Raw genomic sequence first — 12523 nt, forward strand, 5'->3', positions numbered from 1 at the left:
TCGGTGGTGGCGGGCAGGATGGGACGGACCATGACGGACGTCTTCGAGCGCTTCTCCCCCGCCACCGCCGAGTGGTTCCGCGGCGCCTTCGACGCCCCCACTCCGGCGCAGGCCGGCGCGTGGGACGCCGTCTCCACGGGGCAGCACGCGCTCGTCATCGCCCCGACGGGCTCCGGCAAGACCCTGGCGTCGTTCCTGTGGTCGATCGACCGGCTCATCAGCGCGACGGACCGTCCGCCGGCGAAGCAGCGCACACGCGTGCTCTACGTCTCCCCGCTCAAGGCCCTCGGTGTCGACGTCGAACGCAACCTGCGCAGTCCCCTCGTCGGGATCACCCAGACCGCGCGGCGCCTCGGGCTCGAACCCCCGGACGTCACCGTCGGCGTCCGGAGCGGTGACACCCCGTCGTCCGACCGGCAGAAGCTGCTGCGACAGCCGCCGGACATCCTCATCACGACCCCCGAGTCCCTCTACCTGATGCTCACGTCGCAGGCGCGCGAGACCCTGGTCAACGTGGACACCGTCATCGTCGACGAGGTCCACGCCGTCGCGTCGACGAAGCGCGGCGCCCACCTCGCCGTCTCGTTGGAACGCCTCGACGACCTGCTCGAGAAGCCCGTGCAGCGCATCGGGCTGTCCGCGACCGTCCGCCCGGCAGAAGAGGTCGCCCGGTTCCTCGGCGGCCGCGCCCCGGTGACGATCATCGCGCCGCCCGCGCAGAAGACCTTCGACCTGCGTGTGGTCGTGCCGGTCGACGACATGACCGAGCTCGGCGCACCGCCGGTCGGCGCCGACGCCACCGACGCACCGACGAACGGCTCGATCTGGCCCCACGTCGAAGAACGCGTGGTCGACCTCATCGAGGAGCACCGGTCGACCATCGTGTTCGCGAACTCGCGGCGGCTGGCCGAGCGGTTGACCGCGCGGCTCAACGAGATCCACGAAGAGCGCGTGCTCGCGGCCGCAGCACCGGCCGAGGCCGCAGCGTCCCTCGTGCCGGCGGGTGGTCCGGCGGCCGGCGGCGGCCGTCCGCAGTCCCCCGCGCGGACGTCGGCGCACGCCGTCGCCCCGCAACGGCCGCCCGCGCAGCTCGTCGGTGCGTCCGGGCAGACGGGCGGCGGCGGGTCCGACGCCACGGTGCCCGTGCTCGCCCGCGCCCACCACGGCTCGGTGTCGAAGGACCAGCGCGCCATCATCGAGGACGACCTGAAGTCCGGGCGACTGCGGTGCGTGGTCGCCACGAGCTCGCTCGAACTCGGCATCGACATGGGCGAGGTCGACCTCGTCGTGCAGGTCGAGGCGCCGCCGTCGGTCGCCAGCGGGCTGCAGCGCGTCGGCCGCGCCGGCCACCAGGTCGGCGAGATCTCCCGTGGCGTGCTGTTCCCGAAGCACCGCGCCGACCTCGTCAACAGCGCGGTCACCGTCGAGCGGATGGTCTCCGGACAGATCGAGTCGATCTCGGTGCCCGCCAACCCGCTCGACGTCCTCGCCCAGCACACCGTCGCGGCCGGGGCGATCGACACCGTCGACGTCGAGCACTGGTTCGACCTGGTCCGGCGCAGCGCCCCCTTCAGCGGACTCCCGCGCTCGGCGTTCGACGCGACGCTCGACCTGGTGACCGGCCGCTACCCGAGCGACGAGTTCGCCGAACTCCGCCCGCGCCTGGTCTGGGACCGCGTGCACGGCACCCTGACCGGCCGACCCGGGGCCCAGCGGCTCGCGGTGACGAGCGGCGGCACCATCCCCGACCGCGGCATGTTCGGGGTGTTCATGGTGGGCGAGAAGGCGTCGCGCGTCGGCGAGCTCGACGAGGAGATGGTCTACGAGTCCCGCGTCGGCGACGTCTTCGCACTCGGTGCGACGAGCTGGCGGATCGAGGAGATCACGCACGACCGCGTCATCGTCAGCCCCGCCTTCGGGCAGCCCGGTCGGGTGCCCTTCTGGAAGGGCGACGGCATCGGCCGCCCCGCCGAGCTCGGGCGTGCGACCGGGGCCTTCGTGCGCGAGGTCGAGGGCGCCTCGGACGACGACGCCCGCGCCCGGGTCGCAGCGGGCGGCCTCGACGAGCGCGCCGTCACGAACCTGCTGACCTTCCTGCGCGACCAGCGCGCCGCCACCGGGCACGTGCCGAACGACACCACGCTCGTGGTCGAACGGTTCCGCGACGAACTCGGCGACTGGCGGCTCATCCTGCACTCGCCGTACGGCATGCAGGTGCACGCACCGTGGGCGCTCGCGGTCGGTGCCCGGTTGCACGAGCGGCACGGCATCGACGGCGACGCCATGGCAGCCGACGACGGGATCGTCGTGCGGATCCCCGAGACCGACGCCGAACCCCCCGGTGCCGACCTGTTCGTGTTCGAGCGCGACGACCTCGAGGCCCTGGTCACCGACGAGGTCGGCGGCTCGGCGCTCTTCGCGGCCCGGTTCCGCGAGTGCGCGGCGCGGGCACTCCTGCTGCCGCGCCGGAACCCGGGGCAGCGGTCGCCGCTCTGGCAGCAGCGGCAGCGGGCGTCGCAGCTGCTCGAGGTCGCCCGGAAGTACCCGACGTTCCCGATCGTGCTCGAGACCGTGCGCGAGGTCCTGCAGGACGTGTACGACGTGCCGGCCCTGCTCGGCATCGCGGACGAGATCGCGGGCCGCCGCATCCGCCTGGTCGAGACCGAGACCGAGACCCCGTCGCCCTTCGCCCGGTCGATCCTGTTCGGGTACGTCGCGGCGTTCATGTACGAGGGCGACTCGCCCCTGGCCGAGCGTCGGGCCGCGGCGCTGTCGCTCGACTCCACCCTGCTCGGCGAGCTGCTCGGCCGCGCCGAACTGCGCGAGCTGCTCGACCCCGCCGTCATCGCGTCCGTCGAGCAGGACCTGCAGCGGCTCTCCCCCGACCGTCGCGCCCGCGACGCCGAGGGGCTCGTCGACGTGCTGCGCCTGGTCGGCGCGCTGGAGCTGTCCGAGGCCGTCGACCGCAGCTGGCTCGCCGACGCCCCGGACCGTGCGGCGGCCGAGACCGAGGTCCGCGGGGCCCTCACCGCCCTGGAACGCGACCGCCGCGTCCTGTCGTTCTCGCACGCCGGGTCGACCCGGTGGGCCGTGATCGAGGACGCCTCCCGACTCCGTGACGCCCTCGGCGTGCCCCTGCCCATCGGGGTGCCGACGGCGTTCGTGGAACCCGTCGCCGATCCCCTCGGCGACCTGATCGGCCGGTACGCCCGCTCGCACGGCCCCTTCTCGGCGCAGGACGCCGCGGGACGGCTCGGGCTCGGCATCGCCGTCGTGCAGGACACCCTGCGCCGACTCGTCGCCGACCGCCGGGTGGTCGAGGGCGAGTTCCGACCCGACCGCCAGGGCGCCGAGTGGTGCGACTCCGAGGTCCTCCGCCGGATCCGCACGAAGTCGCTCGCCGCCCTCCGTCACGAGGTCGAACCGGTCTCGCCGGACACGCTCGCCCGCTTCCTGCCGGCCTGGCAGCACGTGCAGGCCCCGGGCACCCGTGGCGGACTGCGCGGCGTCGACGGCGTGCTGCAGGTCGTCGACCAGCTCGCCGGCGTCGCGCTGCCGGCCAGCGCCTGGGAGACCCTGGTGCTGCCGACCCGTGTGACGGACTACTCGACGAGCATGCTCGACGAACTCACCGCCACGGGCGAGGTCCTCTGGTCCGGCGGCGGCACCCTGCCCGGCAACGACGGCTGGGTGCGGCTGCACCTGGCGGAGTCCGCGGCGACGACGCTCGCCGAGCCCTCCGGCGACGAGACGACCGAGCTGCAGCGCGACGTGCTCGGCGCCCTGGCCGGCGGCGGCGCGTACTTCTTCCGACAGCTCGGACAGGCCGTCGGCAGCACCGACGACAAGGCGCTGACCACCGCCCTGTGGGACCTCGTCTGGGCCGGGCAGATCACGAACGACACCTTCGCACCGCTCCGCGCCATGCTCGGCGGTGCGGCGAAGAGCACGAGCACGCCCCGGGCACGGGCCTACCGCGGCCGTCGCCGCCCGACCCTGCCGACGCAGTCCGGACCGCCGTCCGTCGGCGGCCGCTGGTCGCTGCTGCCCCTGGCCGAGTCCGACTCGACGCTGCGCGCCGCCGCGACCGCCGAGCAACTGCTCGAGCGCTACGGCGTCGTGACCGGGGGGCCGTGCAGGTCGAGGGGGTCCGGGGCGGGTTCGCCGGCGTCTACCGGGTGCTCTCCCGGTTCGAGGAGTCCGGCCGCGCCCGCCGCGGGTACTTCATCGAGGGACTCGGGGCTGCGCAGTTCGCGACCGGTCCGACCATCGACCGGCTGCGCACGTACGCCCGTGACCTCGACGACGACGAACGCACCGACCCGGACCGGAAGCGCGAGGCACTGACGCTCGCGGCGACCGACCCGGCGAACCCCTTCGGTGCGTCGCTGCCGTGGCCGACGGATGCGCCGACGGGCGACACCGGCGACACCGACGGCTCCGACGGCTCCGGCGGCCCCGGCGGCGCTGCGGGCGGGGACGACGGCGGGACGAAGGCTCGCGGTCACCGCCCCGGCCGCAAGGCCGGCGCCCTGGTGACGACGGTCGACGGTCGACTCGCGGTCTACGTCGAGCGCGGCGGCAAGTCCGTGCTGACGTTCACCGACGACCCCGCGGACCTGGCGGCGGCGGCCGCGTCGATCGCGACGACCGTGCGGACCGGGCTGCGGAAGCTCGCCGTCGAACGGGTCGACGGCGACTTCGTCCTCGAGACCCCGCTCGGCGGCGCACTGCGCGAAGCCGGGTTCACCGCCACCCCGCAGGGACTCCGGCTCCGTGCCTGAGGGCGACACCGTCTACCGAGCGGCACGTCGGTTGCACACCGCGCTCGCGGGCAAGGTCCTGACCCGCAGCGACTTCCGTGTGCCCGCGTTCGCGACGGTCGACCTGGTCGGCCGGACCGTCGACGAGGTCGTGCCCCGCGGCAAGCACCTGCTCCACCGGATCGGTGACCTCACCGTGCACTCGCACCTCAAGATGGAGGGGCGGTGGGACGTCTACGCCCCCGGCGACCGCTGGCGACGACCGGCGCACCAGGCCCGCGCGGTCCTCGACGCCGCCGACGTCTCCACCGTCGGCTTCACGCTCGGCGTGCTCGAGATCGTGCCGCGCGACCGCGAGTCCGAGGTCGTCGGGCACCTCGGGCCGGACCTGCTCGGGCCCGACTGGGACCCCGACCTGGCACGCGAGAACCTGCTGCGGGACCCGGCACGCCCGGTCGGACTCGCCCTGCTCGACCAGCGGGTGCTGGCCGGGCTCGGCAACGTGTACCGGAACGAGCTCTGCTTCCTGCGCGGTGTGCTGCCGACACGCCCCGTGAGCGAGGTCCCCGACCCGGCGCGCACGATCACGCTCGCGAGCCGGCTCATCACGGCGAACCGCGACCGCAGCAACCGGGTGACCACCGGCGTCGACCGCCCCGGGCGGCGGTTCTGGGTCTACGGGCGGGCCGGCAAGCCGTGCCTGCGGTGCGGCACCCCGGTCCGGCACGGCGAGCTCGGGGACTCGGAACTCACCCTGCGCGACACCTACTGGTGCCCGCGCTGCCAGACCTGATGGCTGTGCGAACCGTGGCTCAGCGGTCGCTCGCCTCGACCACGCAGCTCTCGACCTGCTTCGCTGCCTCGGACTCGGCGCTGAAGTCGCTCGGGGCCGGCGAGGCCGACTCCGACTCGTCGGCGGTGGCGTCCTTCGCGGCCTGGTTCACCGCGTAGAGCGGACCGTCGAAGTCGTCGGACGTCGGGTCGCTCGTGGTCGCCCAGACGGTGACCTCGTCCTCGTTGGGGTCGTTGCTGTCCTCGGGCACGATCGTCGCGCCGAGGTACCAGCCGCCGTCGCCCTCCTGGACGTCGGCGAACTCCGTGGTGTCGTGCGGACCGACGGCGGCGCCGATCGCGTCCGCGACCGCCCCCGAGGCCACTTCGCACTCGGCCGACTGCGACTTCTCCTCGGAACCGGGGACCTTGCCGACCGGGTTGATGTTCTGCGCGCCGCCGGGGTCACAGGCGGTGAGCAGGAGGGCAACGGTGGCGGCACCGATCAGCGCCGTGGCGGTCTTCGCTCGCATGTCCATGCCGTGGACGGTAGGCGGCGGATCGTGCCCGGACGCTCAGGTGGTCCGCCGGGCGCGGTCGACCGGGGATCAGGCGGGACGGAGGGCGGCCGGCCGCTCGACCAGCGGACGGCGGCGGAGTCCCGGGACGGTCAGCGCCGGCGGCTCGTACTGCTGGTCGAGCCGCGTGACGTCGGTGCCGGGCGGGACGATGGCGTCGATGCGGTCGAGGACATCGTCGGACAGGGTGACGTCCGCGCCTGCCAGCAGGTCGTCGAGCTGCTCCATCGACCGCGGGCCGATCAGGGCGCTCGTCACGCCGGGGTGCGCGGTCGCGAAGGCCAGTGCCAGGTGCGTCATCCGGATGCCGGTCTCCTCGGACAGCGCCACGACCTGCTCGATGACGTCGATGCGTCGTCCGTCCTGGTTGTGCCGGAACATCCCGACCCGGGCGAGGTCGCTCTGCTGGCCGCGACGGAAGCGGCCGGTCAGCATGCCGCCGGCGAGCGGACTCCACACCAGGGTGCCCATGCCGTAGCGCTGAGCGGTCGGCAGGACCTCGCGCTCGATGCCCCGGTTGAGGATCGAGTAGGTCGGCTGCTCGGTCCGGAAGCGCTCGAGACCCCGTCGCTCCGAGGTCCACTGCGCCTCGACCTGCATCGACGCCGGGAACTCCGACGTGCCGATCGCGCGGACCTTGCCGCTGCGGACGAGGTCGGTGAGCGCGGAGAGCGTCTCCTCGAGTTCGACCGTGTCGTCGGGACGGTGCGCCTGGTACAGGTCGATGTGGTCGGTCTGCAGGCGGCGGAGCGAGTCCTCGACGGCGGTGGTGATCCACCGGCGGGAGTTCCCCCGCCGGTTCGGGTCGTCGCCCATCGGACCGTTGAACTTCGTCGCGAGGACGACGTCGTCGCGACGGCCCTTGATCGCCTTGCCGACCAGGACCTCGGAACCACCCTGCGAGTAGCGGTCCGCGGTGTCGACGAGGTTGATGCCCGCATCGAGTGCGCGGTGGACGATCCGGACGGAGTCCTGTTCGTCGCTGTTGCCGAAGGTGCCGTCGGTGCCGAGCATCATGGCGCCGAGGGCGAAGGGGCTCACCTGGATGCCGGTGCGGCCGAGGGTGCGGTACTGCATGTGCGTTGCCTCCTGTCAGTGGCGTCCCGGGCGGCGGTGCCGTATCGTGGACCGAAGTGGAACGCTCTTCCGGAACTATACGGAACGTTGTTCCGCTTTTGCAAGACCCAGTCCCGCTCCCGTCCGCTCCGATCGGAGGACCCCGTGCGCGCCGATGCCCAGCGCAACGCCGATGCCCTGACCGACGCCGCCCGCACGGTGTTCGCCGAGCAGGGGGTCGACGCCCCCGCGAAGGTCATCGCCGACCGGGCCGGGGTCGGCGTCGGCACGCTCTACCGCCGTTTCCCGCAGCGGTCCGACCTCGTCGTCGCCGTGTTCCGACAGGCCGTCGAGGACTGCGCCACCGCCGCCGAGGAACTCCGGGCCGAGCACGAACCGGACGAGGCGCTCGCGCGCTGGCTCCAGCGCTTCACCGGCTTCGTCGCGACGAAGCGCGGGCTCGCAGCGGCCCTGCAGTCCGGCGACCCGGCGTTCGAAGGTCTGCACCCGTACTTCATCGGCCGACTCGGTGGCGCACTGACCGGGCTCCTCGACGACGCCGCCGCAGCCGGGACGGTCCGCGCCGACCTCGACGCGGAGCAGCTGCTCCGGGCTGCGGCGGACCTGTCGCACGGTGCGCCGACGGTCGAGCAGAGCCAGTTCCTCGTCGGGCTGCTCGTCGACGGCCTGCGCTGGCGCGCGACGTCCCCGGCCTGACGGCGCCGGTACCGGTGCCGGATCTCAGCCGGGCAGGGGGTGCAGCCGCTGCGCCGCGACCGTCCGGACCGCCTCGGTCACGCGTTCGAGGAGCGGCGACGCCAGGTTCCACCGCTGCCACCAGAGCGCTACGTCCGCCCGTCGGCCCGGCGTGAGCTCGACCAGTTCGCCCCGGTCGAGGGCGTCGAGGCACTGCGCCTCGGGCAGCATCCCCCATCCGAACCCGAGGGTGACCGCCCGAGCGAAGTCCGCGGAGGTCGGCACGAAGTGGCGCGGCCCCCGCGGGGCGTGCCCGAGGACCCGCCGCAGGTACCCCTGCTGCAGGTCGTCGGCGCGGTCGTAGTCGACGAGCGGCACGCGGTCCATCCGTTCGGCCGTGTGGTGCTCGGACCCGAGGTCCGGCAGGTACCGGGCCACGAAGGCCGGCGAGGCCACCGCGCGGTACCGGTCGACGCCGAGCGCCACCGACGAGCAGCCCTGCACGGGATCGGCCTCGGCGGTCACCGCCGCCATCACGGTGCCCGCCCGCAGGAGTTCGGCGGTGCGGTCCTGGTCCTCGCGGTGCAGGTCGAAGACGACCTCGGTGTCCGCGCGCACGAGGGCGAGCGCGTCGAGGAACCACGTGCCGAGGGTGTCGGCGTTCACGGCGAGCGGGATGGCGGGGACGTCCGGCGCGTCCGCGCCCGTGCCGACCCCGAGCGCCCGGGCCGTCTCGTCGTCGAGCAGCCGCGCCTGCCGTGCGTGCCGGAGCACGACCTCGCCGTCGGCCGTCGGCGCGACCGGCGTGCTGCGTTGCAGGAGCACGCGCCCGAGCTGCTGCTCCATCGCCTTGATCCGCTGCGAGACGGCGGAGGGCGTGATCGCGAGGGCCCGCGCGGCGGCGTCGAGCGTGCCGTGGTCCACGGCGGCGAGGAGTGTCTCGAGGTGGTCGCGCTGCAGCCGTACCATGCAGGTGAGCTTACGGCACATCAGGAACGTGAGCTGTGCTGATCCTCGGTCCTTCTCTATCGTCGGATCGTGCTCGCTCTGCTCTCCGGTCTCGGTACCGGTCTCGCCCTCATCGTTGCGATCGGCGCGCAGAACACGTACCTGCTGCGGCTCGCGGTGGGGGCCGGCGCGCGGGTGGTGACCGCCGCGGTCGTGGTCTGCGCGGTCTCCGACGCCGTCCTCATCGTCGCCGGGGTCCTCGGGGTCGGGGCCGTGGTCGAACGGTTGCCGGCCGCCGTGGTGGTGATCCGGCTGCTGGGCGCCGCGTTCCTGCTGACCTACGGCGTCCTGGCGGCCCGGCGGGCGCTGCGCCCTGCGGACGCCGCGATGCGTGTGGACCCCGTCCCGGCGGCCACCCTCGGGCCGACGGTGCGAGCCCCCGCGGCACCGGGCGCCGGGATCGCGCCCGCCGACGGGCGTCGCGCCCCGACCCACCCGGGCGCGGTGCCCGCACGTGGGCGCGGTGCGACCGTCAGCGCGAACGACCGCGAGGTGACCGTGCGCGCGGCGGTGCTGACGATGCTCGTCTTCACGTGGGCGAACCCGCACGTGTACCTCGACACCCTGGTGTTCCTCGGGTCGGTCGCGAACCAGCAGGGACCGGCGGACCGCTGGTCGTGGACGGCCGGGGCGGTCACCGCGAGCTGCCTCTGGTTCGGCGCCCTCGGGTTCGGCGGGCGACTGCTCCGGCCGCTGTTCGCGCGGCCCGGGACCTGGCGGGTCTTCGACGCGCTCGTCGCCCTCGTGATGCTGACGTTCGGGGTGCTGCTGCTGCTCGGTGCCTAGCGGCCGACCGGACGGCGCCCCGGAACGGACACAGCACCGTGGCGGACCACGGTGCTGTGTCCGGAACCCGGTTCCGGAGGAGGACTCGGCGTGACGCCCGGCCCTACTGCAGGCCCTTGCCCACGCGGCTGTGGCGGCGGCTGTACCCGAAGTAGACCGCGAACCCGATCGCCAGCCACGCGATGAAGCGCAGCCAGGTCTCGACCTCGAGGTTGAGCATGAGCCAGAAGCACAGCACCGCCGAGAGGATCGGCAGCACCGGCACCCACGGCACCCGGAAGGCACGGGGCGCGTCCGGACGGGTCTTGCGCAGCACGACGATGCCGATCGACACGAGGACGAACGCGGACAGCGTGCCGATGTTGATCATGCCCTCGAGGCGCTCGACGGCGGTGAACCCGGCGATGAACGCGACGACGACACCGGCGACGACCTGCACGCGGACGGGCGTCTGGGTCTTCGGGTTCGTCTTGGAGAACCAGCGGGGCAGCAGACCGTCGCGGCTCATCGAGAACACGATGCGGGACAGCCCGAGCAGCAGCACCATCACGACGGTGGTGAGACCGATGAGCGAGCCGATGGCGATGATGCCGGCGGCCCACGGCAGGCCCACGATGTCGAAGGCGGAGGCGAGGGAGGGTGCCTCCTCGTCGGCGAGGCGCTGGTAGGAGACCATGCCGGTGATGACGATGCTGACGCCGACGTAGAGCAGCGTGACGATGCCGAGGCCGATGAAGATGCCGCGGGGCAGGGTCTTCTGCGGGTTCTCGGTCTCCTCGGCGCTCGTCGCGACGACGTCGAAGCCGATGAAGGCGAAGAACACGAGGGACGCGGCGGCGAGCAGGCCGAACACGCCGTACTGCGCGGGCGCGGACCCGGTCACGAACGACACGAGGGACTGCGTCAGCACGCCGCCCTCGGCGCCCTTGGTGGGCTCGGCCGGCGGGATGAAGGGGGTGAAGTTCGCGGCCTTGACGAAGAACGCACCGGCGACGATCACGAAGACGACGATGGCGACCTTGATCACGGTGATGACCGCCGACACGCGGGAGGACAGGCGCGTCCCGAAGGCCAGCAGCACCGTGAAGACGCCGACGATCAGGACCGGACCCCAGGTGAACCCGATCGGGCCGAGCTGGATCGTGTCCGGGATCTCGATGCCGAACACCCCGAACGCGGTGCTCAGGTAGATGCCCCAGTACTTCGCGATCACGGCGCTCGCGGTCAGGGTCTCGAGGATGAGGTCCCACCCGACGATCCAGGCGAGCAGCTCGCCCATCGTCGCGTACGTGAACGTGTACGCGGAGCCGGCGACCGGGATCGTCGAGGCGAACTCGGCGTAGCACATGATCGCCAGGCCGCAGGTGACGGCGGCGAGCAGGAACGAGATGATGACGCCGGGCCCTGCGAAGTTCGCGGCGGCGTTCGCGCCGACCGAGAAGATGCCGGCGCCGACGGCGACCGCGATGCCCATCGCGGCGATGTCGAACGTCCGGAGGGAGCGTTTCAGGGACCTGCCCTGCTCCTCGGAGTCGGCCAGACTGGCCTCGATCGACTTGATGCGGAGCTTCGGTGCCATGGGGTGGTTCCCGTCATCGGCTGGGCGGCGGACCTCGGAAGGGTACTGGTGTACCACCGCGTCACGCAAAGCGTCCGCCCGGACGGTCGGCCTCCGGGACCCGGTGCCGACGACAGGACGGCCGGGAGGCGCGGTGCCGGACCCACGTCCGGGCGCCGGCCCGGCAGCGGGTCGGGTCAGCGAGTCGGGTCAGCGAGTCGGGTCAGCGAGTCAGGTCAGCGGATCGGGTCAGCGAGTCAGGTCAGCGGATCGGCGAGCGGGTCCGGTCAGCGGGGCCGGGCGAGCGGGCCGGGTCAGCGGGGCGCGTCAGCGGGCCGCGTCAGCGGGGCGCGTCAGCGGGCCGCGTCAGCGGGGCGCGTCAGCGGGCCGCGTCAGCGGGCCGCGTCAGCGGGCCGCGTCAGCGGGCCGCGTCAGCGGGCCGCGCGCCAGTCCGCCAGGAAGCGGGCGCCCGCCTCGTCGTGGATGACACCGTCCGGCGCGGTGAGCACCGGGTACGGCGTGGCCGGCACCCCGTCGGCGGGACGGACGTCGACGTGCGCGACCTCGTGGCCGTTCGCGTGCAGCCAGTCCGCCATGGCGTAGTCGCTGCGCGAGTCCCCCATCGTGCGCCAGGCCGTCGGCAGGTCGCCGTCCTGCGCCAGGAGGTCGAGCGACCGCTCCGCGCCGAGGTCCTTGCCGCTGCGGTCCGACTCGACGTCGGTGGAGATGATGGTCGGGTCGACGCGCCACTGCACCGCACCGTCGGCATCGGGGCGGACGTCGTCGAGGCGGCGCACGCCGAGGCCACGACGCTCGAGCGCGGCCATCGCCTTCGCGTCGAACTCGGCCTGGCGGGCGAGGTAGGTGGCGTTCGGCACCTCGACGCGCTGCTCGATCGAGACCATCGCGTGCTTCGTCTCGTCGAAGAACACCAGGTCGGCGTACTCGGCGCGCACGAGGTCGCGCATCTCGTCGGCGAAGTCCCGCGGGAGCGCGAGGTCCTCGGCGACGGTCAGCTCGCCCATGCCGCCGTCGTACTGCGGACCGATCGAGCACCACACGGCGCCCTTCTCGCAGACGGCGTGCACGCGGCCGCCCTCGGCGAGGCCACCGGCGAGCAGCGGCCCGACGACCTCGCTCCGGATGAACGCGTCGCTCCGCCCCGTGTTGAAGACGACGGGGACGCCCTCGGCGGCCAGGGCGACGATGTCGTCGACGATGCTCGGGATCGCGATGGTGCGCGAGACCGGGCTCGCGATGGGTCCGTCGACGTCGAGCAGGAGACCGAGGCGGGGTGCGTTCACCCC

8 protein-coding genes and 1 pseudogene are annotated in these 12523 nt (G+C 73.3%); 4 read left to right on the forward strand and 5 right to left on the reverse strand.

Translation table 11 applies throughout. The features are described 5' to 3' along the window. The first annotated feature begins 30 nt into the window (after positions 1–30). A pseudogene (locus tag DEI99_RS16090) lies at positions 31–4784 on the forward strand (ATP-dependent helicase). Further along, positions 4777–5556 carry an Fpg/Nei family DNA glycosylase gene (locus DEI99_RS16095; RefSeq protein ID WP_111041578.1) on the forward strand — a complete coding sequence of 260 codons (780 nt, stop codon included), beginning with the start codon at positions 4777–4779 and terminating at the stop codon, positions 5554–5556. Before DEI99_RS16090 ends, DEI99_RS16095 begins: the two are co-directional and overlap by 8 nt. 19 nt (positions 5557–5575) lie before the next feature. Here DEI99_RS16095 and DEI99_RS16100 read toward each other — a convergent pair whose 3' ends face one another. Both DEI99_RS16100 and DEI99_RS16105 read right to left on the reverse strand, forming a co-directional pair. Then, a complete protein-coding gene (locus tag DEI99_RS16100) occupies positions 5576–6073 on the reverse strand; it encodes a hypothetical protein (protein WP_111041579.1) in 498 nt (165 codons plus the stop codon). A 69-nt stretch (positions 6074–6142) separates the two neighbouring features. After that, complete coding sequence (locus DEI99_RS16105; RefSeq protein WP_111041580.1) at positions 6143–7189, reverse strand: aldo/keto reductase; 1047 nt, start codon at positions 7187–7189, stop codon at positions 6143–6145. Between the two features lie 144 nt (positions 7190–7333). Here DEI99_RS16105 and DEI99_RS16110 point away from each other — a divergent pair, with 144 nt between their 5' ends. Further along, positions 7334–7885 carry a TetR/AcrR family transcriptional regulator gene (locus DEI99_RS16110; protein WP_111041581.1) on the forward strand — a complete coding sequence of 184 codons (552 nt, stop codon included), beginning with the start codon at positions 7334–7336 and terminating at the stop codon, positions 7883–7885. Positions 7886–7909: 24 nt separating this feature from the next. Here the strand turns inward: DEI99_RS16110 and DEI99_RS16115 are convergent, their stop codons facing one another. Beyond that, positions 7910–8833, reverse strand: a complete 924-nt coding sequence (locus tag DEI99_RS16115; protein WP_111041582.1) for a LysR family transcriptional regulator ArgP — start codon at positions 8831–8833, stop codon at positions 7910–7912. A 69-nt stretch (positions 8834–8902) separates the two neighbouring features. On the opposite strand from DEI99_RS16115, the gene DEI99_RS16120 reads away from it, so the two are divergent. Continuing rightward, positions 8903–9658 (forward strand): LysE/ArgO family amino acid transporter, encoded by a 756-nt coding sequence (locus DEI99_RS16120; RefSeq protein WP_111041583.1) that lies wholly within the window; start codon positions 8903–8905, stop codon positions 9656–9658. 103 nt (positions 9659–9761) lie between these two features. On the opposite strand, the gene DEI99_RS16125 is transcribed toward DEI99_RS16120, so the two are convergent. Next, positions 9762–11237 (reverse strand): APC family permease, encoded by a 1476-nt coding sequence (locus DEI99_RS16125; RefSeq protein ID WP_111041584.1) that lies wholly within the window; start codon positions 11235–11237, stop codon positions 9762–9764. A gap of 410 nt (positions 11238–11647) precedes the next feature. Beyond that, complete coding sequence (locus DEI99_RS16130; RefSeq protein ID WP_111041585.1) at positions 11648–12520, reverse strand: hypothetical protein; 873 nt, start codon at positions 12518–12520, stop codon at positions 11648–11650. Positions 12521–12523 lie beyond the last annotated feature (3 nt).

It is taken from the genome of Curtobacterium sp. MCLR17_036 (genome assembly GCF_003234445.2).
Lineage (GTDB): Bacteria > Actinomycetota > Actinomycetes > Actinomycetales > Microbacteriaceae > Curtobacterium.